This window comes from Pseudenhygromyxa sp. WMMC2535, assembly GCF_011083025.2.
Genome location: NZ_JABJWV010000001.1, coordinates 2,038,729 through 2,058,972 on the forward strand (window position 1 = coordinate 2,038,729; position 20,244 = coordinate 2,058,972).

The 20,244-nt window shown below is 67.7% G+C and carries 14 protein-coding genes; 9 read left to right on the plus strand and 5 right to left on the minus strand.

Annotation, left to right across the window (positions count from 1 at the left end):
* Positions 1 to 22: 22 nt before the first annotated feature.
* Genes G6O69_RS07665 through G6O69_RS07680 form a run of 4 tightly spaced genes read right to left on the minus strand, consistent with a single transcriptional unit; the run spans position 23 to position 8,117 of the window.
* Positions 23 to 1,105, minus strand: a complete 1,083-nt coding sequence (locus G6O69_RS07665) for an NAD-dependent epimerase/dehydratase family protein (protein WP_346017012.1) — start codon at positions 1,103 to 1,105, stop codon at positions 23 to 25.
* Positions 1,102 to 5,847 (minus strand): AMP-binding protein, encoded by a 4,746-nt coding sequence (locus tag G6O69_RS07670; RefSeq protein ID WP_172302870.1) that lies wholly within the window; start codon positions 5,845 to 5,847, stop codon positions 1,102 to 1,104. The genes G6O69_RS07665 and G6O69_RS07670 overlap by 4 nt, the downstream gene beginning before the upstream one ends.
* Positions 5,848 to 5,854: 7 nt before the next feature.
* Positions 5,855 to 7,432: a lactate racemase domain-containing protein gene (locus tag G6O69_RS07675; protein WP_172302871.1), complete on the minus strand. Its 1,578-nt coding sequence runs from the start codon at positions 7,430 to 7,432 to the stop codon at positions 5,855 to 5,857.
* 13 nt (positions 7,433 to 7,445) lie between these two features.
* A complete protein-coding gene (locus tag G6O69_RS07680) occupies positions 7,446 to 8,117 on the minus strand; it encodes an HAD-IB family hydrolase (RefSeq protein WP_172302872.1) in 672 nt (223 codons plus the stop codon).
* Between the two features lie 528 nt (positions 8,118 to 8,645).
* Between G6O69_RS07680 and G6O69_RS07685 the strand changes: the two genes are divergently transcribed.
* Positions 8,646 to 9,935: an aminotransferase class I/II-fold pyridoxal phosphate-dependent enzyme gene (locus G6O69_RS07685; RefSeq protein WP_217909792.1), complete on the plus strand. Its 1,290-nt coding sequence runs from the start codon at positions 8,646 to 8,648 to the stop codon at positions 9,933 to 9,935.
* 73 nt (positions 9,936 to 10,008) lie between these two features.
* On the opposite strand, the gene G6O69_RS07690 is transcribed toward G6O69_RS07685, so the two are convergent.
* Entirely contained in the window at positions 10,009 to 10,875 is an 867-nt protein-coding gene (locus G6O69_RS07690; RefSeq protein WP_172302873.1) for a 3'-5' exonuclease, read from the minus strand.
* 228 nt (positions 10,876 to 11,103) lie between these two features.
* Between G6O69_RS07690 and G6O69_RS41980 the strand changes: the two genes are divergently transcribed.
* From G6O69_RS41980 to G6O69_RS07730, 8 genes are all read left to right on the plus strand, one after another.
* Positions 11,104 to 12,195 (plus strand): choice-of-anchor L domain-containing protein, encoded by a 1,092-nt coding sequence (locus tag G6O69_RS41980; RefSeq protein ID WP_172302874.1) that lies wholly within the window; start codon positions 11,104 to 11,106, stop codon positions 12,193 to 12,195.
* A 95-nt stretch (positions 12,196 to 12,290) separates the two neighbouring features.
* Positions 12,291 to 14,498: a hypothetical protein gene (locus G6O69_RS07700; protein WP_172302875.1), complete on the plus strand. Its 2,208-nt coding sequence runs from the start codon at positions 12,291 to 12,293 to the stop codon at positions 14,496 to 14,498.
* Between the two features lie 50 nt (positions 14,499 to 14,548).
* A complete protein-coding gene (locus G6O69_RS07705) occupies positions 14,549 to 15,343 on the plus strand; it encodes a crotonase/enoyl-CoA hydratase family protein (RefSeq protein ID WP_172302876.1) in 795 nt (264 codons plus the stop codon).
* Between the two features lie 72 nt (positions 15,344 to 15,415).
* Positions 15,416 to 16,426, plus strand: coding sequence for a DUF2169 domain-containing protein (locus G6O69_RS07710; protein ID WP_255215729.1), 1,011 nt, complete (start codon positions 15,416 to 15,418; stop codon positions 16,424 to 16,426).
* A gap of 201 nt (positions 16,427 to 16,627) precedes the next feature.
* Positions 16,628 to 17,494 carry a beta-ketoacyl synthase N-terminal-like domain-containing protein gene (locus tag G6O69_RS07715; protein WP_176396700.1) on the plus strand — a complete coding sequence of 289 codons (867 nt, stop codon included), beginning with the start codon at positions 16,628 to 16,630 and terminating at the stop codon, positions 17,492 to 17,494.
* Between the two features lie 19 nt (positions 17,495 to 17,513).
* Positions 17,514 to 18,491, plus strand: coding sequence for a PAAR-like domain-containing protein (locus G6O69_RS07720; protein WP_172302879.1), 978 nt, complete (start codon positions 17,514 to 17,516; stop codon positions 18,489 to 18,491).
* 34 nt (positions 18,492 to 18,525) lie between these two features.
* Positions 18,526 to 19,425: a type VI immunity family protein gene (locus G6O69_RS07725; RefSeq protein ID WP_172302880.1), complete on the plus strand. Its 900-nt coding sequence runs from the start codon at positions 18,526 to 18,528 to the stop codon at positions 19,423 to 19,425.
* Positions 19,415 to 20,164, plus strand: a complete 750-nt coding sequence (locus G6O69_RS07730) for a hypothetical protein (protein WP_172302881.1) — start codon at positions 19,415 to 19,417, stop codon at positions 20,162 to 20,164. The genes G6O69_RS07725 and G6O69_RS07730 overlap by 11 nt, the downstream gene beginning before the upstream one ends.
* Positions 20,165 to 20,244 lie beyond the last annotated feature (80 nt).

Here is a 20,244-nt window from a genome sequence, read left to right on the forward strand (position 1 = left end):
AGGCTGGGGGTTGGGCAGAGGACTAGGCCGGCGCGCGCATCATGACGATGCCGCGCTCGCGCAGGTCGGCGACGGTGTCGGCGAGGGTGATCATCGGGTCGCGGGCGCGCCAGCCGAGCTCGTTCTCGGCCCGGGTCGAGTCCACGTACCAGTAGTGCTGGGCCATCTCGATGCTGGTCTCGTCGGGCATCGCGTCGTCCTCACCGAGCAGGCTCTGGGCCTGGCGGGCGAACCACCGCGTGGCCCGCTCGACCACGGCGTGGTCCGGGAGGGCGAAGACCGGGCCGTCGAGGCCGGCGACCCGGGCGACCCGGGTGACGAAGGTGCGGATCGGGCAATTGCAGGAGACCAGCAGGTAGCGCTGGCCCGCGCGGCCCTTTTGCAGGGCCAAGATCATGCCCTCGGCGGCATCGCGGGCGTCCACGAAGGCGTAGCCGCCGGCCGGGACCACCGGCGAGCGCTGCTCGAGGGCCCGGCGCACGTCCTCGGTGGAGCTGCCGTGAAGATCCCCGGGGCCGAGCAGCAGCGCCGGGTTGACGACCACGACCTCGAAGTCCTCGGCGTCGCGGGCCAGGGCCGACTGCTCTCCGTAGTACTTGCTGCGGTAGTAGGGCCACTTGTTGATCAGCGAGAGCGGCGGCTCGTCGCGCTCGTCGGCGACGCGCTCGGGGTCGGTGCTGATCCCGATCGTCCCGCTGGTGCTCGCGACCACGGCCCGGCGCAGGCCCGCGGCCTTGCAGGCGTCGAGCACGACCTCGACGCCGCCGACGTTGACCCGGGTCATCTCGGTGGCGTCCTCGCCGGCGCGCGAGACCTTGCCGGCGCAGTGCAGCACGGCCACGCAGCCCTCGGCGGCCTGCTCGACGCTGGCCGGGTCGAGCACGTCGCCGGCGTAGAGCTCGAGCTCGCCCTCGGCCTTGGCCTCGAGCAGCATGCGGGCGGCGGGGGCCTCGACGTCGCGGACCAGGGCCGAGACGTCGTAGCCGGCGGCGCGGGCGGCCGCGACCACGTGCTGGCCCAAGAAGCCCGTGGCGCCGGTGATCAGCAGCTTGCCGGACTCGATTGCGCTGGTGGACTGGGTCATGGTCATGGCTTTCGTGCTCACAGAGCGAAGGCGCGCTGGAAGACCTGGAGCAGCGCGATGTCGTTGGACTTGACCTTGCCGGCCATGAATTCGGCGACCGAGGGCGTGTAGCTCTCGCGCACGATCTTCTCGAAGATCTCGACCGAGGTCTTGAGCACGCAGTCGGCCTTGCCGCCGTCGGGGCGACCGGGTTCGAACTGGGCCTGCTCGGCGTCGAGCTTCAAGGTCCACTTTCCGTCGGCGGCGCTGCCCAGGGAGAAGTAGAAGCTCGTCGGCTTGTCGACGGCCCCGGGCACGAAGCGGCCGCGGAGGTCGTCGAAGATCGCCTGGGTCTGCGAGACGCCGTTGGGCTTGCGCCCGGGCCTGGCCGAGGCCAGCGAAGCCGTCTCGCCGGCCTCTCCGCTCGCGCCCTCGCCCTCGGTCAGCGGCTCGCGCTCGAGGTCGAGCTGCCAGCCGTCGCGCAGGGCCGCGACGGCGTCGTGGGACAGGCGCGCGACCTCGCGGTAGGCGTCGGCGCGCTTCATCCCGCCGGTTCGCCGCTCGAGCTGCTCGATGGTCAGCGGCGGCCCGATCCGGACCTCGACCTTGCGCTTGCGCGGGATCGGGACCTTCACGCCCTTGGGCAGGGCCTTGTGCGTGCCGCCGAGCCACAGCGGGAGCACGTCCACGCGGTGGGTCATGACCAGGTGGCCGATCAGCGGCATGAACTCGCGCATGGTCCCGTCGGTGCTGCGCGTCCCCTCGGGGAAGATCAGCACCGTGCGCCCGCGGTCGAAGTGCTCGCCGGCCTGCTCCATGGCCTTGCGCAGCCCGGAGCGCCGGTCGAGGGCGGCCATGTTCGTGAAGTTCTCGAAGTAGGCCCGCATCCACTTGCTCTTGAAGAAGTAGTCCTCGGCGGCCAGGGCGACGATCTCGTGGCCGTAGCTGCCGAGGGCGTACTTCGCCAGGCCCATGTCGAGGTGCGAGGCGTGGTTGGCGACGACCAGGGTGTTGCGGTTGTAGGGGATGTTGGCCTTGCCGTGGATCTCGACGCGCATGAAGCGGTCGTAGAAGGACAGCTGGCCCACGGTCAGCGCGGCCTTGGCCGGGTCGCGGATGAACTCGGGGACGTAGAAGTCCTCGTCGTCCTTCTCGATGTTGCGCGTGCGCGAGGGCTCGGCCTTGCGCCCGACCGCGGCCGTGAACGCGGCCTCGAGCTCGGACACGGTGCGCAGCGCCGAGAGGTCGACCTCGCCCAGCTTGGGCGCCGAGGCCGAGAGGATCGACGCGAGCTCGACGATCATCAGCGAGTCGAAGCCGAGGTCGTTTTGCAGGTCGAGCTCCGGCTTGATCTCCTCGGGCTTCTTGCGCGCGATCGAGGCGACCGCGCTGACGACGATCGAGGCCTGGCCGGCCTGACCGCTGTGCGCCTTGGCCTCGGCCACGGCCTCGGCGGCCTCGCGCAGGGTCTCGAGGATCTTGCGCACGTCCTTGCGCTTGACCTTGCGGGTGGCCGTGCGCGGGAGGTCGACGTCGGTGAAGTGGACCACCGTGGGCCGCATGTGCCGGGACAGCTCGCCGATCTGCTTGCGCAGCTCGCCCTCGGCCTCGCGCCGCCGCTCGATGCGGTCGACGTCCTCGCCCTCGTAGTCGGGCACGGCGAGCACGGCGACGCGCTCGGCCCCCTCCTTGTCGCGGTCGGGCACGCCGACGATCGACAGCTCCTTGATGAAGCGCGGGAGCCCGAGCATGACCTCGACGTCGTCGGGGTAGACGTTCTCGCCCGAGGCCGAGAGGATGACCTCCTTGGAGCGCCCGACGATGCGCAGGCGGCCCTTGTCGTCGAGGGTCCCGAGGTCGCCGGTGCGCAGCCAGCCCTCGTCGAGGACCTGCTCGGTCGCGGCGTCGTCGCCCTCGTAGCCGACCATCACGTTGGGGCCGCGGGCGAGGATCTCGCCCACGCCCTCGCTGTTCGGGCCGTCGATCTTGAGCTCGACGCCGGGGATCGCCTTGCCGACGTTGCCGCCCTTGTTGCGCGGCGTGGCCTTGGACAGGGTCAGGACCGGCGCGGCCTCGGTCAGGCCGTAGCCCTCGGCGAGGTGCAGGCCGAGGCCCTGGAAGGTGCGGTGCACGTCCTTGGGTAGGGCCGCGGCCCCGGACACCAGGTAGCGCAGGTTGCCGCCGAGCTGAGCGTGGACCTGGCCAAAGAGCACGCGACCGAGGTCGACGCCCAGGGTCTTGCCGATGTTGCGGTTGAGGTCGAGGGTGAACTCGAAGATCCGCTCGGTCAGCTTGCCGCGGTCACGGACCTCGGTGAGCACGCGGCGCTCGATCAGCTCCCACAGCGCGGGCACGCCGATCATCCCGGTGATCTGCCCGAGCTCGAGGCCCTCGACCATGCGATCCCCGTTGATCTCGTCGAGGTAGACGACCCGGGCCCCGCGCGAGAGCGGGAGCAGCAGGCCGCAGGTGAACTCGAAGGTGTGGTGCAGGGGCAGCACCGAGAGCACCCTGTCCTCGTGCCCGAGGGGGAAGAGCGGGGCCAAGGCGGCGACCAGCGCCGTGAAGTTCTCGTGGGTGAGCATCACCCCCTTGGGGTCACCCGTGGTCCCGGAGGTGTAGAGCACGCTGGCGAGGTCGCTGTCGGCGATCTCGACCTCGGGGGCCTTGGGCGCCGGCGCGTCGGCCGGGGGCTCGCCGGTGACCTCGTGCAGATCCCAGCGCGGGCACAGCTGCGCCTGCTCGGGGATCTCGACCACCTGGACGTCGAAGATCGCCAGCTTGGCCTTGGACTTGCGCAGGACCGTGGCCATGGGCATGGCCTCGTAGTCCTTGTCGATCGGCACCGCCGCGGCGCCGCAGCGCAGGATCCCGAAGTAGGCGATCCCCCACGCCGGGTGGTTGCGCCCGCCCAGGGCCACGCGGTCGCCCTTGCGCACGCCGGCCGCCCACAGCTTGGCGGCCAGCGCCGCCGAGCGCCGATCGAGGTCGCTGTAGGTGATCCGCGTGAGCTGGGGCGGGTCACCCTCGAGGCGCTGGAAGATCAGCGCGTGCTCGTGGCGCTCGCACATGTCCTCGAGCATGGCCACGAGGTTGTCGTGGCGGCGCAGCGGCTTGACCTGCTTGCGCAGCTTGTCCTCGAGCAGGGGGATCGAGAACTCCTCGACGCCCTTGTGGTGGATGTTGAGCCAGTAGTCGCGCCAGTCGATGTCCTCGGGGTTCCAGGGCAGCAGCGCCTGGTCGCGCTCGGTCAGCGAGGCCATCAACGCGCGGGTGTTCTTGGCCGAGAAGCGCATCTCGTTGCCCGCGATGAAGGGGATGAAGGCCTCCATCACCATGTTGACGTTCTTGGCCTGGCGGGCCATGGACTGGGCCTGCTTGCGCACGGGCTTGGTCCAGCGCTCGACCGGGGAGTCCTCGAAGCGCGCGAGCAGCTGGTCGACCTTGCTGGCCCGGCGCACCGTCGCCGGGGCCGAGCGGCGCTCGTAGACCTCGACGGGCAGGATCTCCGCCTCGGCGTGGGCCTGGAGCATGTTGACCAGCGGGTTGCCCTTGCTGCGATTCTTGTAGTGCAGCCGCTTGCCCAGGCCGATCAGCTCGCCGGCGCGGCGGGTCTTGAGCGGGTTGCTGTCCGAGGAGCACAGCTGGTAGCAGACCTCGTGGCGCGCGGCGATCAGGGCCGCGAGCGCGGCGATCATCCCGGCCGAGCACAGGTCGACGGGGATCGCGTCGTAGTAGCAGTGCTCCCCGACGGGGATGGTCTGCAGGCCCTGGTAGACCAGGTACATGATCGGCGTGGAGGTCGAGATGCCCTCGCACCAGCCGAGCTTGGGGAAGTCCACGGCCGACTCGACGATCGCCGGGCGGACGATGGTCAGCGGGATGCCCGAGCGCAGCAGGACCTGCTCGCCGATGCTCTTGGTGTAGGTGTAGATGTTGGGCCAGCCCCAGAAGGTGGCCCGCTCGGCCCCGGCGGCGATCAGCCGCTCACGCACGAAGCGGCGCTTGACCTTGTCGAGCTCGTCTTTCAGGGCCTGGCCGCGCAGCGGCTCGTGGCGCTCCCGGAGGTTGCGCTTGGCCTCGTCGAGCAGGTGCGACTGGCGAGGGGCGTCCTCGGCCCGGCGGCGCGTGGACTCGACGAGGTCGGAGCACTCGGCGATCTCGCGCTCGGCGTCCCAGTGCTCGAGATCGAGCTCGTCGGCGCGCGGGAAGGGGAACTCGAGGGTGCTGCGCTCGAGGGTCACGCCGTCGCGGCAGCCGACGACGAAGCAGGTGCTGGTGTGCATCACCGGCGCCTCGCCGAGCTTGCGCGAGAGGTCGACGAGGTGGCGGGCGCCGTAGGCGTTGACCGAGAGCGCGTCGTCGAGGGGCGGGTTGAAGTCGACCACGCCGGCGACGTTGACGATGGCGTGGATCGCCTCGGGGGTGCCGATCGCCGCCTCGAGGCGGTCGAGCAGCGCCGGGTCGATGCCCATGCGATCGCGGGTCACGTCGCCGTCGATCGGCACGATCTTCTCGCGCAAGAAGGCCTCGAAGGCGGCCCCGGGGTGCTGCTCGCGCAGCGGGTCGAAGACCGGCGAGGGCGCGACCTCGGACCACCAGCGCTCCTTCGAGCTGATCGTCCGGCGCGAGCGGACGACCGTGTAGCACTTGCCGATGCCCGGGTAGCGATGCAAGAGCATCGCCAGCCAGACCTTGCCCAAGAAGCCGGTCGCCCCGATGACGATCAGGTTCTTGCCCTCGAGCTGGGCGGCGACGTCGAGTTGCTGCTGCTGCTCGCTCATCGCGGCCTCACTTCATCTCCGTCATCATGATCGGCGCAAAGTTGAGGCTGGTGATCTGCGGATCACGCGGCGCCGTCTCCTTGGCCATGCGGATGGCCTCGGTCATGTTCGGCGCGGTCTCGTAGCCGAGGATCTCGGGCACGTACTCGTTGTCGGCCCCGACGACGATGCAGCGGCCCTGCCACTGGCGTCCGCCCTCGCCCCAGTACCACATGAAGAAGGGGTGGTTGGGGTGGTAGGCCTGGCCCGTGCGGTACATGCGGATGTAGGCCGGGTTGCGGGCGAACTCCTTCTCGAAGCGCTTGTGGAGCTGGACCGCGTCGCGGGTCTGGGGCAGCAGCTTGTGGAAGAACTCGACGTAGGACGCGTGCTGGTCGTGGTCGAAGCGATCGCTGCACGGGTGGGTGATGATCAGCGTCCCGCCCTGCTTGAGCATCGGCTTGTTGCGATGCAGGTTGTGCATGTAGCCCTGGGCCATGACCTGAACCAGCAGCGGGTTCAAGAACGCGTGCACGTTGTAGGGCGAGATGTAGGGGATGCCGGTGATCTGGATGTCCGCCTGGCCGTCCACGGGCACGCAGTACTGCTCGTAGCACTTGGCGATGGTCTGGCGGTGGGTCGGCTCCGTGGCCCCGGCGAACACGCCGGTCACGCCGTAGGGCGCCGGGTAGCGCGTGAAGATCTCCTCGCGCAGGCCCGCGGGGCACTTGTCGAGGGCGAACAAGGTCGCGCGCAGGGCCAGCTTCTCGCGGGTCGTGTACTCGTCGGGGTTCTTGGCCAGGAAGTCGAGGTTGCGATCGAACATCCGGTTGTTGAGCGTGGTCTCGATGTGGAACACGTCCAGCTTCGAGTGCACCAACTTACCGATGCGATCGATGATCGTCTGAATATGCGACTTCTCCGGCTCCATGTAGGAGTCGGTCTTGCGCAGCGCGTAGGGGTTGTGGTGCGCCGCGAGGGTCTTGGCGCCGCACAGGCCGACGCCGACGGACTTGTAGCCGCCGTTCATCGGCACGAGGTTGCAGTTGACGTAGATCAGCAGGTCCGACTCGGCCGCGGCCCGGTTCATGTCGACGGGCTCGTCGTTCTCGGTCCGCCCGAGCTCGACCATGTTGTCGGCGTCCTCGGCGTCGTGGTTGTAGAGCCGGTCGGGCCAAAAGCGGTCGAAGATCCGCTTGCCGACCATGCGCTCGATCTCGGCCTCGGTCATGCGCCGGTGGTAGGCCAGCGCGACGATCATCTCGATGTCCTCGACCCCGTAGTCGTCGAGCATCTCGAGCACCACGCTGAGCACCCGCTCGCGCACGTCGGGGGTGCGCATCGGGGGCAGCGGCATCGAGATGTCGTCGATCGCGATCACCACCTTCATGCCGGGGCGGAGCTTGGCGTAGAGCGGCTCGCTGCCCTGGGGGTGGGTGATCGCGTAGCGGATCGCCGCGTCGAGGTCCTTGAGCGGCTCGAGGGGCGGGTTGGAGTAGATGCAGCGGGTGCCGACCGGGAGGTCGACCTCGATGAGGTTGTCGCCGCAAAATTGCACGCGCGGGGCGCTGTGCTTGTCGAGGTAGACGATGTTGGGGCTGGTCACGGGGGGTTCGTCCCTATTTGCTGGCGGTCTCGAGCTCGATGATCGGCCACTGGTAGGTCCGGGCCATGCGCAGCAGCGCCGGATCCGGGTTGATCACCGCGGGGCGGCCGACGACCGAGAGCATCGGCACGTCGGAGTAGGAGTCGGAGTAGCCGAAGCAGTCGGCGAGCTCGTGGCCGTTGTCGCGGGCGTGGTCGGCGATCAGCCGCGACTTGGTGGGCCCGGCGACGACCGGGCGCAGGATCTTGCCGGTCGCGTAGCCGTCGTGGATCTCCAGGCGGTTGCCGACGTAGTGGTCGGCGCCCAGGTCCTTGGCCAGGCGCTCGAGCAGGAAGTCGAGGGCCCCGGAGACCAGCACGACCTCGTGGCCGAGGTCCTTGGCCCGGGCGATGATGTCGCGGGCGCCGGGGTAGATCCGGTCCTTCATGCACCACACGTAGGCCTCGTCGGCGAGCACGTGCAGCCGGTCCTCGGGCGTCCCGCGGAACACCTCGAAGAGCAGCTCGTTGAAGGTGCGGCGATCTCGAAGCTCCGCCCACAGGAGCCGGGGGCTCCGGGCGATGAGCTTGCCCAGTTTGGTGGCCGATCGCAGCGGGTTGACGTCGTTGGCCATGTACCAGACGGCCGAGTGCATCAAGTTGCTGCTGACCAGGGTTCCGTCGACGTCGAAGTAGCTCGCGGCCATGGGACCTCTGTGGCGCGCAGGGTCGGCGCCGCCGCGCTCGATACCTTGGCTGTGCGTCGTGGTCCAGTCCGCGAAGCGTCGGACCCATTGCGAAAGCGACTTCGCACCGCTGCGACCGCAATGAAATCGAGAAAGCGCACACCAGACCGCGTATGCGAACGTCAATCACCAGCGCAGCCTCCGCTCGACTCGACGCTGCTCGCGAGCTCCGGGCGTCCGCGCGCAGCCTCCAAAATCACCGACCTCGGCCGCGATCGCGAGGGTCTACGTGAACTCGAGAGCGAGCCGCGGGTTCACCGTGCGCCGGTCTCGCTGCCACGCAGCCGTGAGCCTCCCCGCGCCCTTCGTCGCCAGCTCGCGGGCTGTCGGCCCCGGCAGATCCAAGCAGGCGCGCGCACGACTTCACGGCGAGCGACGAGGGCGGGCGCGGCTGGGCGCGACCGGGCGCGTGGAGATCCGCTTGGCACTCGCTTCCGGCAGGCGGCGCCTCGATGACGCGCACGCACGCGCGCTTGATATCTTGAGGGCGTGAGCGTCGGCCCCCGCATCAACTTGAACCTCAACGTCCGCGGCCTCCCCAACTCGGCGACCGTGGCGATCAACGAGCGCTGCAACCAGCTGATCGCCGATGGACGCCAGGTCTACAAGCTCGGCCTGGGCCAGTCGCCCTTCCCGGTGCCCGAGTCGGTGGTCGAGGCTCTGCGACAAAACGCGCACCAAAAGGACTACCTCCCGGTCAAGGGCCTGCGCGCGCTGCGTGAGGCGGTCGCGGGCTACCACTCGCGCCGCGCCGACATCGTGCGCACCGGCGACGACGTGCTGATCGGCCCGGGCAGCAAGGAGCTGATGTTCCTGCTGCAGATGGTCTTCTACGGCGACCTGGTGATCCCCACGCCGGCCTGGGTGTCCTACGCCCCCCAGGCGCGGATCATCGGCCGTCAGGTCCGCATGGTTCAGACCCTGCGCGAGAACGACTGGCACCTCCAGCCCGAGCGCCTCGCGGAGCTGTGCGCCGAGGATCCCTCGCGGCCGCGGATCTTGATCCTCAACTACCCGGCCAACCCCACCGGGCGCAGCTACAGCCGCGCGGAGCTCGAGGCCCTCGCCGACGTGGCCATGGCCAACAACGTGGTCCTGCTCAGCGACGAGATCTACGGCGAGCTCCACCACGAGGGCAACCACGCCTCGATCGCGCCCTTCTACCCCGAGGGCACGATCATCTCCTCGGGCCTGAGCAAGTGGTGCGGCGCCGGGGGCTGGCGCCTGGGCACCTTCTTGTTCCCCAAGCGCATGCGCTGGCTGCTCGACGCCATGGCCTCGGCGGCGAGCGAGACCTTCACCTCGACCAGCGCGCCGATCCAGCACGCGGCGATCCGAGCCTTCGAGGGCGGCCCGGACATCGAGCGCTACCTCCTCGACGAGCGCCGGGTGCTCGCGGGGCTCGGGCGCTGGTCCGCGCTCGCGCTCCAGGCGGCCGGCGCCCACTGCCCAGCGCCGCACGGGGCCTTCTATCTGTTCCCGGACTTCGAGGCCCACCGCGAGGCTCTGGCCGCGCGTGGGATCCTGGACGCCCCCGCGCTGTGCGAGCGCCTGCTCGAGGACACCGGCGTTGCGATCTTGCCCGGGGTCGAGTTCGGGCGGCCGCGCACCGAGCTGACCGCCCGCCTCGCCTACGTGAACTTCGACGGCGAGGCGGCGCTGGCCGAGCTCGCCGCACAAGACGATCCGAGCGCGCCCGTGGACGAGGACTTCCTGCGCCGCCGCTGCGGGGAGACGCTGACCGCCATCGAGCGGATCTGCGAGTGGGTCCAGGGCTGAGCAGGACCCAGCTGAGCTGGATCCAGCTCAGCTGAGCTGGGTCGGGCCGAGCTGGGCGGCTGGCCTGGGCTGCTCAGCTCTTCGTGCGGATCTTGCCCTGGAGCGCCTCGATCACCAGCTGCCCCGCCTCGGCCTCGAGGTTGCCGCCGTTGAGCAGCCGACGCAGGTAGCTGCGGTGCTCGGGGTCGCCGGCGGCCCAGCGCAGCGGCTTGCCCTTGAGCTTGCCGAAGTTGAAGGCCGGCTCGCCGTCCTTCCACACGAAGCGGCGGTTTTGATCCACGAAGGCCGAGTTCGTCGAGCTGACGAGGTCGTCGAAGGCCTCGACCTGGAGCTCGAGGTCCTGGTAGCGCTCGAGCTGCCCGGCGAAGACCTCGAGGCTGGCGATGGCGTCGGCCTCGGCGCCGTGGGCCCCCTCGTGGACGCGCTGGCAGTAGAACTCCACGGCCGCGGCGAGGTTGCGAGGCTCGCGGGTGTGGTAGACGACCTGGGCGTCCACGAGGCGCGCGCCGTCGAGGTCGAGGTCGACCTTGGCTCGCGCGAATTCGGCCTTGAGCAGGCGCAAATCCAGGCGGCTGACCGCAAAGCCCGCCAGGTCCGCGCCGCGCAGGAGCTCGGCCAGGGTCTCGGCGAGCTCCGGGAAGGTCGGGCAGTCGACCAGCTCCTCGTTGGTGATCCCGTGGATCTCGATCGCCTCTTGGGGGATGCGCTGGCGCGGGTTGACCCGCCAGGTCCGCGGCTGCTCGATGGTCACGGGATCCGCGGCGACGCGGAGCAGGGAAATTTCGATGATGCGGTCGCGCTGGGCATCCGTGCCGGTCGCCTCGATGTCCAAGAACACCAGGGGCCGGCGCAGGCCCGAAACGAACTCGAAGAAGCGCGGCCCGAGCTCCTCGATCTCGGGGACGGAAGCGCTCGCGGTCTGTGCGGGGGCGTCGCTCATGAGCTCGCCGTTATACCCGCAGCAGGTCTGGCACGCTCGCGCACTTGCGCCAAACGCCACGCCCTATTTGGGCCGTAAGCCGACAGACCACCGAAATAGCTGGTAACAAATTAGGCCGTTCAGATTTACGGTCGAAACCCCATCGATGGCTTGGAGCCCGACCTCAAACGCTGGTAGCTTCCGTCCATGTCTCGTCACATTTGGGGTTCGACATGTGTACAAGCCTCGGTGGCCTCGCTAGCTGCGCTACTTCTGGCTCCTGGCTGCTCTGGCGATCGCCCCTCGACGGACACCGGCTCCGAGGATGGCATCAGCGACGGCATCGGTGAGGTCACCGATGGCGAAGGGGGCGAGGAGGGTGAGGAAGGCGAGGAGGGCTCGACCACCGGCGTGAAGCTCGACATGTCGCTGGACACGGGCGAGGACGCCATCCCCTGTGGCGAGGGTGATTTTTGCGAGTGCGACATCCCCGATCACAGCCCCTGTGACGCGGAGGCGAGCACGCCGATCGCCCGGGCCATGGGCCTCAACTGCGACGGCGAGAACCAGGTCACGGTCACGACCACGGGCTCGGCCGACGGCATCGGCACGCGCTCGTCCTTCGGCAACCAGGGCGCCTTCCCTCCCCAAGAGGGCTCCAAGTACGCGGTCATCGGCAGCGGCTACGTCAGCCAGCTCGACGGCACGGCCGGCTGTAGCTCGGACCTCGGCTCCTACGATCCGATCACCCTGCCCTCGCCGATCAACTCCAACCCCGTCAACGGCGACTGCCTCGAGAACGTCGACCTGGTCGGCATGGGCGACTGCTCGAGCACCATCGACTCGCAGCTCAACGGCGGCGCCTACGACTACACGGAGATCCGCATCGTCGCGGACGTGCCGAGCACGGTCAACTCGTTTAGCTACAACCTGGCCTTCTTCAGCTACGAGTACCCCGAATACTACGGCTCGCAGTACAACGACATGTACATCGGCTGGCTCGAGTCCGAGGTCTGGACGGGCAACATCTCCTTCGACGCCGAGGGCGCCCCGATCTCGCTCAACGCCGGCTTCCTCGACTACCGCGACGCCAACGCGGCCAACGATCCCGAGTGCAACGGCGGCTGCTCGGCCCCCGAGCTCCACGGCACCTGCATGGAGGGCCACGCGGGCACGAAGTGGCTGACGACCTCGGCCGGCGTGCAGCCCGGGGAGACGGTGACGATCGTGTTCGCGATCTTCGACATGAGCGACTCGATCCTCGACAGCTACGCCTTCATCGACAACTTCCAGTGGGGCTGCGAGGGCGACGTGCCCCCGGAGACCGTCCCCATCGGTTAGCCCTGCGGGTGGGCGTGCTGCCCACTACGCCCTGCTCACTCGGGGGCGCCGTGCACACCGCGCCGGCGCCCTCGAAACACGTTATCGTCGGGGCGATGCCCTCGCTGGCCTGCCCCCACTGTGAGCACGAGGTCGAGCAAGACCCGGAGCTCGACGCGGCCCCCGAGGTCTGCCCGAGCTGCGGCGGCAGCTTGCTCGTCGCCTACCGCTACCGCCTCGTCGCCCGCAGCGGCGAGCTCGAAAACGGCGTGCTCTACGAGGCCCGCGACGACGGCTTCGACCTGCGCGTCGGCGTGCTCTTCGTCACCGATCCCAGCGATCGCAAGGCCTGCGCGCGCTTCATCAACGGCCACCGCTCGTTCGCGGATCTGCGCGCCCGCGGGCTGGTCAAGATCCACCAGGTCTCGAGCGTCAGCGATCCCCGGCCCTACGTGGTCATGGACTGGCTGGCCGGCGGAACCCTCGGTCAGCGCGTGCAGAGCGAGGGCCCCCTGCCGGCGGCGGAGGTCATCGAGCTGGCCCAGACCCTGCTCATCGGCCTGAGCTACGCGCACCGCTCGATGCCGGCGCTGATCCACTGTCACATCCACCCGGGCAAGGTCGGCTTCGTCTCGCCGCGGCGCGACCCCGTGCTCTTTGGCTTCGAGTGGGCCCAGCAGATCTTCGAGCAGGACAGCCACCTCGCGGACGCCTTCATCTCCTCGACGCCCGAGGGCAGCGAGGCCGCGCGCAGCAGCGATCTGCGCCAGCTCGCGCACGTGCTCATCTACGCGGCGACCGGCGAGTGGCTCAGCGACCGCAACCTCCCCGATCAGCGCCGGCGCGCCCGCGAGACCGTCCCCGGGCCGCTGGGCGTGGCCATCGACCGCATGCTGACCGCCGGCCACGAGGGCTACGAGTCGGCCGTCGACGCGAGCTTGGACTTCGAGCGCCTGATCGCCGGCGACCTCGGCTGGCGCAGGCGAACGCTGCCCACCGAGCGCCCCAACGACGAGCCCGCGAGCGCCTTCGAGATCGACCTCGACCTCGACCGGCTCTCGACCGACGCTGGCGCACCCGCTCGCGGGGTGTTCTCCGCGTCGGCCGAGGACTTCTACACCGACGAGTTCACCAGCCAGGCCAGCCAGGCCAGCGCCCCTCCCCCGCGCGCCGCCGAGCCCAGCGAGCCCGCCCGCGAAGAGAGCACCCTCGATGTCCTTCGCCGGCAAAACCAAGCCCGCGCCGAGGCCCAGGCTCAGGCTCAGGCTCAGGCTCGCGCCGAGGCCCAAGCTCGCGCCTTCGCCCGCGCCAAGGCCTCCTCGTCTTCGTCGTCCACCTCGTCGAGCTCCGGGCGCAGCCTGTTGACGGTGCTGCTGATCGCCGGCGCCGTGTTCGGGGTGCGCTGGCTGTCGGAGATCGACTTGGAGGACGTGTGGGACTTCGACTCGACCTCCGAGTACGAGTACACGCCCGAGCCCGATGTCGTGATCGAGGCGATCCCCAACGAGGCGATCCCCAGCGGGCGGGACCCCTCCCTCCCCGCGCAAGGCAGCACGTCGGTGCCCGCCGACGCGCCCGCGCTGCTCCACTACACGGGCAAGGTCACCCGCGTCGCCCAGGCGGGCACCGTCGCCGCGCTCGGCGACAGCTGCGAGCTGTGGTTCGAGCCGAAGACCGACGGAAACTTCAACTGTCGCTTTCGCTTCGACTGCACCATCGATGGCGGCACCCAGCGGCTCTACGGCGCCAGCACCACGGGCTTCACCACCTGCACCTTCGACCCCCAGGGCATGCCCATCTTCAGCGTCGACGAGGAGGACAACGACGGCGACGCAGCCTTCGAGTTCTCCCGCGCCGACGGGGCCGACCCCGTCGTGAGGATCTCCGACAGCCTGACCACGCCCCCCGTCCTCCTCGCGATCAGCTTCGACGAGGTCAGCGAGCACCCAGGCCCGGTCCCCGAGGTTGAGCCCTACCCTCGCGCTGCGCCCGGTGAGCTCACCAACGAGCCCACCGACGCCCTCCCTTCCGCGCTCGCGCCCACCCCCAGCGATGATGGCCCGCTCCCGGACAAGCTGAGCACGGCGCAGGTGCTCGCCTCCCTCGACGAGATCGAGGCCGACCTGCTCGAGTGCGAGGTGGCACCCGGCACCACCATCCGCCTGACGATCACCATCGGCAACGAGGGCCGCGCCGAGAGCTACGAGACCAGCCCCACGCCGGAGCCCGACGCCATCACCTGCATCTCCGAGGTCCTCGGCCGCGCCGAGTTCGAGCGCTTTCGTGACGACGAGATGAGCGTGGTCTGGCCCGTGCGCTGGTGAGGCCCGCGCGCTGGTGAGGCCCCCTCGCGCGGGGTGGTAAAACCACCGCGATGAGCGAGCGCGTCACCTACAGCGTCGAAGACGGGATCGCCGAGATCCGCCTCAACCGCCCCGACAAGCACAACGGCCTCGACCTCGCCATGTTCGAGGGCATCGTCGCCGCGGGCGAGCGCGCCAAGACCGAGCCCGGGCTGCGCGCCGTGGTCTTGTCCGGCGAGGGCCCCTCGTTTTGCGCCGGCCTCGACTTCAAGTCCTTCATGGCCGCCGGCCAGGCCTACCAAGACAAGCTCCTGGCCCGCGGCGACCGGGTCGACAACATCGCCCAGCGCGTCGGCTGGATCTGGACCGAGGTCCCGGTCCCGGTGATCGCCGCGCTCCACGGGACCTGCGTCGGCGGCGGCCTACAGATCGCCCTGGGCGCGGACATCCGCCTGGCCCACCCTCAGACCCGCCTGGCCGTCAAAGAGATCGTCTGGGGCCTGATCCCCGACATGAGCATCACCCGGACGCTCAGCCGCCTGGTCCGCCTCGACGTCGCCAAGGAGCTGACCTTCACCGGCCGCGAGCTCGACGCCCCCGAGGCCGCGCGCCTCGGCCTGGTCACGCGGGTCTGCGACGACCCCCTGGCGGAGGCGCGCGCGCTGGCCAAGACCATCGCCGAGCGCTCGCCCCACGCGATCCGGGCGGCCAAGACCCTGTGGGAGCAGGCCCCGGGCCTCGACGACCGCGGGGCCCTCGCCCTGGAGACCGAGCTTCAGCTGCCGCTGCTCGGGAGCAAAAACCAGCTCGAAGCGGTGATGGCTCGGATGCAGAAGCGGGCGCCGAAGTTCGAAGACCCGAGCTGAGCCAGCGCAAACCATCCGCACTCGCGGGCGACCATATGCGACGAGGCCCAGCGCCAACGTCGACGCATGTGGATGGTGACAAATAGGACCCCCTACGCAACCGAGCGCACTTGGGTCCGAGACAAGCACGGTCGCCATCACTGGGTCGTCGTCGTCAAGGCAACCTTCGGCTTCGACCAGCGAGGCGTCGTTCACCTCGCTGACGAGCAACAACTCCCCTTACTCGAGCCGGAGCATTTCGGGGACGCCGGCTTCTCCAGCCTGCGCTATGACGCCGACCTCGTCGCCATGAAGCCCACGACGGACCTCACGGTCAACGCCACCGCCCACGCTCCAAACGATCGACCCGTCTTCGAACTGCCCGTCAGCGTACAGATCGAGCGCTCGAGCAAGCAACTGCTCGTCCGCGGCCAGACCGTCTATGAACGACGTGGCCCAGGCATCCGTCTCTCGAGCCCTGAGCCATTCACTCGCCGCCCGATTCGTTACGAGCACAGCTACGGCGGTACGGACACGACTGATGCCGACCCTCGGAACCATCGCTTCGACACACGCAACCCCGTGGGCTGCGGCATTTCCGCCCGTCCCTTTCACCTCCTGGGTCGCTCGGGACCGAGCATCTTCTATAGAGGTGGAGATCCTGCCCGAGTAGGGCCCGCAGGCTTCGGTGCCCTCGCCAGCCACTGGTCGCCGCGTCTCGAGCTCGCGGGGACCTACGACGACGCTTGGTTCCGACAGAGGCGGCCTCTCCTTCCCAGCGACTACGAGGACACAGCGCTCTTGTCCGCCCCCGTCGACCAGCGCCCCGCTCGCCGCCTGCGCGGCGGAGAGGTCATCGTGCTGACCAACCTCAGCCCGAGTGGCAGCTTGGTCCTCGAACTCCCCAAGCTCTGCATCGTCTGTAGAACGCACTTCGCGGGCAGAGCACACAGCGAGGACCTCCGCTGCGCCCTGAGTACGGTCACCATCGAGCCGGATGAGGGCCAGCTCATCATGGTCTGGCAGAGCGCCCAGGCCGTCGCAAACCGTGACATCGACTACCTCGACTACTCCATGATCTGGGAGAAACCCTACCTTCGCTGAGCCATGTCCGCCTCGACTCATATTCTCACCATGGCCGCGATGACCCCCGTGGGAGCATACGTAGACAGCACAGCCACCGCTGTACGAGCTGGGATCTGTCGCATCGCCGAGCACCCCTTCATGGTCGATCCCACCGGGGAACCTCTTCGGACCGCACGTGTTCCTTTTCTCGCACCGAGACTGTTGGGCTGGCGTCGCCTCGTGCCTCTCGCCTCTCTCGCCCTCGAGGAGCTCAGCGATCAGCTGAGCTCCATGGGCCTGATCCCCGCCGAGCGCGTGCCTCTCTTCCTCGGGCTACCCGAACCGAGGCCCGGCTGGACTCAGGCCCACGCGATGGCAACCGCAACCGAGCTCGCCAAGAACGGTCTGCCGGGCATCCCTGGCTTAGAAGTCACCCCCCTCCCTCTCGGGCACGCCGCCGGTCTCCACGCGATGGCTCTCGCCATCACCCAGCTCGAGTCCGGCACCTGCGAGTGGTGCATCGTCGGTGGCGTCGACAGCTACCTCGACGCCGATACCCTCGACTGGCTCGCCGAGCACCGTCAACTACAGACCTTCACCACGCGCTCGGCCTTCTTCCCTGGCGAGGGCGCGGCCTTCCTCGTGCTCACCACCCTCGAGGTCCTGCGTGCGCGCAAGTTGAGCTCACGGGCTCACATCGTGGGCGTCGGCACCGCGCAGGAGTCGGCCTTGATCAAGACCGAGGATATCTGCCTCGGCCAAGGCCTCCAGGCCGCTATCGCCCACGCCTGCGCAGATCCTCGCTATCGCGGCGTCCCCATCGACGATGTCTACTGCGACATCAACGGTGAGCGCTATCGCAGCGAGGAGTGGGGTTTCGTCGCGCTAGCAAACGCTCAGCCCTTCGTCGATCCCACCGCATTTCACGCGCCAGCCTCATCCTGGGGAGACGTCGGCGCCGCCTCCGGTCCACTCTTCGCAATCCTCGCCGCCCACACCTGGATACCCGGCCACATCATCAGCGCCCCTCGCGGCCCTTCTGCGCTAATCTGGGCCAGCTCCGAGGGCGGTCTGCGCGGCGCCGCGCGCTTGCATAAACCTTTTTGACCTCCAGAGAGACTCCACCATGTCCAGCGTGAGCATCAACCCGCCAAAGACACCCGTCACCAAGGGCAGTGAGGGAACCGCAAGCGCGACGCTGCCCAACGTCTGCAAGATGCCCGGGGCGCCCTTCGTGCCGACACCGCTGCCGAATATCGGTAAGAGCGGGTCGTCTCCCAAGAACTACACCAAGACGGTGACCGTCGAGGGCGCGACGGTGGCCATCCGAGGGGCGAGCTTCGGCAGTCAGGGCGACGCGGCCTCGAAGGGGACCGGCGGGGGGCTGATCTCTGCGAACACGCACGGGCCGAGCAAGTTCATCGGGCCCGGGACGATGGATGTACGATTCGAGGGGAAGAGCGTTCATCTGCTCGGAGAGCCGATGATGAACAACTGTGGGCCGAGCGGGTCGCCGGCTAACGCGGCGACACTGGCTGGAGTGTTGCAGAGAACCTCGAGTATCAAATCACAGCTCTCTGCCGAGATGAAGATTCACTGTGCGATCTATAGGTGTGATGAAGACATCAAACCACGAAAAGGGGAAAAGTGCAAAGAACTAGGAAAACGCAAACATGCGTGCATGGAGCACAAGCTAAGAGACCACGAACCATATATTTATAGCGAAACTTGGGTTGTCATGACAACCCCGCCTCAACTCGTCGTCTCAAATACGAGAACATCACCATTCGGCGGTCAATCAAAGAGCAATATCTGGCAAGCCGTAAAACTCGCAAAATACGCGTTCAAAAACTACGAACCGGGCAAAGGGTTCCTTCGTCGACCTGACGTGATCTTTCGCGACGAAAGTGGAAACCTCAAAATAATCGATGCAAAATTTCCCTGCAACGGAAATCCTAAGCCACTGATCCCCGACACGAGAAAATCCGCCTATGAGGAGATTACAGCAACAGAAAATAATCACGTGGACAGCGGCAGGTCAACGAGAGTAGAGTCACTATCCCCCGAGGACATCGATGAAGAAAAATGCCCCCCAGAACAGTAGCAGCCGATTTGATGTCCACAGCAAGAGTGGATTCTTGCTCACCACGCTCTCCGTCGATTTAGCAGTCCACCTCGATCATCCAATATCCACATACGGTGACGAAGTCATCCAGCTCCTCGCCGCATACGAGCGCATCGTCCCATCAGATGTCCTGCGCTGGTACGCGACGGAGACCATGTCACTCTACAAGCCCAAGACCGCCCGAACCCTGAAGTTACCCGCCAGCTGGTGGCGTAAAGGGTCCAAACAGAAGCCCTATCGGTCCTTGAAAGTACACGGCGCGGAGCATCCCTCGAGCACCTCCCCTTGGGGGGTACGGCTTGTCTGTGAGGAGCTGAGGAATGGAGAGCGTCGCAAGGCCTGGCACCCGAGCCTTCTGCGCTTCAGCTTTTCCCCACAATGGTTCGAGAAAAACCGATCAGCCTATCTCGAGTTGGCACAACGTATGGCAGAGCGATTACCCTTCGCGTCTGGCCATGGTGGCTACAGCCTCGAACACAACTGGGTATACGAATCCATCTCGACCCAAGCCGCCTACGCTCTCGCTCGTCGTTATATCGGGATCGATCTCGATCACAACGTGACCTATCACGCCAAGGATTTTCTTCGTTCCTTCAACTGGCTGACCATGACCGGTAAGACCTTGCTCGAGCGTACCAACCTCCCCCCTGAAAAAGTCGTTGCTGCGCTCCCGGATGAAGCGAGCTGCATCGAGACGGACCTCGGGCTGATGATCTTCGCCGGCGAATGGCCGCAGCTGGGAGATGTCAACCGTGGCGAACTGCTACCTCTTCATCGCACCATCGCCAAGTGCCTGCAGCCTTTGTTCAGCAACAAGTTTCAGCCGGCCTTTCTCCTCCGTAGCCCCGACGACCACGAAAAAAGCCTCGAGTGGTACCGCCGCTTCCTAGAAGACATCCCCGATGAAGCATGAAGCCTGGCTCGACCAACGCCCGGCCTGCACCCACACGTGGCAGGTCACCCTCGCCCCCGAGGCGACCCGCGAACAAACAGAAGAGCTAAAAGCCCTCGCCACGAGCTTTTCCGAACTCATCGAGCAGGGCGCCTTCTCTCTAGCAGGCGGGCCATCCCTCGCCCGCTCCCGCATCGACATTCTCGGTGACGGTGTGTCCTGGACCTACGACCTGCAAGGCGTCGACCTCCGCTACGCTCGCGTCTTGGCCAGCAACCTGCGCCTGATTCACGAGACGAGCGTCGAGCTCCGCTCGCTCTTCGTCCACCAGCACCCCCCCGCGACCGAGCCCTTACTCCTCCAACTCGACGACCCAGGCGCATCTCCGCACGACTGGTATCCCGAACACCCGTCAACGCTCCCCTTCACGCTCGAACGCATCCCCTCCCAAAGTGGAGAGCAGAGTGTCACCGTGCTCATCCACTTCGCTCACCCGCTCGCTGTCGAGACCGAACAGGTTCTCGAAGCGAAGATCGCTTGCTGGCTCGAGTTGTCTTGCTTCGCCTACCCGCCCTCACGTGAAGCCCTGAACGCGGGCAACTTTGGGCTCATCGGGGTCGAGAGCGCGATCTTCGACGAGCAAACCTACGAAGTTCACGTCGATTTGTTCTTGGCGGCCGACGCAGTATGGAGCCCGCTGCTCAACATGCTCGCTGCACTCCCCGAGCCTCATCGCTGCCAGCGCGTCACGATCGAATAGAGGGGTGCGGCCGCTCTGGCCGCGCCTCTCTTCTTTGCGCTCGGGTGCCTGAGCTTGCGCAGCGCCTTGGCCTCGATCTG

Bases quoted from the DNA above. Each gene is read 5' to 3' on its own strand.
- G6O69_RS07670 (WP_172302870.1), bottom strand. From the start codon at position 5,847: ATGAGCGAGCAGCAGCAGCAACTCGACGTCGCCGCCCAGCTCGAGGGC.
- G6O69_RS07680 (WP_172302872.1), bottom strand. From the start codon at position 8,117: ATGGCCGCGAGCTACTTCGACGTCGACGGAACCCTGGTCAGCAGCAAC.
- G6O69_RS07690 (WP_172302873.1), bottom strand. From the start codon at position 10,875: ATGAGCGACGCCCCCGCACAGACCGCGAGCGCTTCCGTCCCCGAGATC.
- G6O69_RS07700 (WP_172302875.1), top strand. From the start codon at position 12,291: ATGCCCTCGCTGGCCTGCCCCCACTGTGAGCACGAGGTCGAGCAAGAC.
- G6O69_RS07705 (WP_172302876.1), top strand. From the start codon at position 14,549: ATGAGCGAGCGCGTCACCTACAGCGTCGAAGACGGGATCGCCGAGATC.
- G6O69_RS07710 (WP_255215729.1), top strand. From the start codon at position 15,416: ATGGTGACAAATAGGACCCCCTACGCAACCGAGCGCACTTGGGTCCGA.
- G6O69_RS07720 (WP_172302879.1), top strand. From the start codon at position 17,514: ATGTCCAGCGTGAGCATCAACCCGCCAAAGACACCCGTCACCAAGGGC.
- G6O69_RS07730 (WP_172302881.1), top strand. From the start codon at position 19,415: ATGAAGCATGAAGCCTGGCTCGACCAACGCCCGGCCTGCACCCACACG.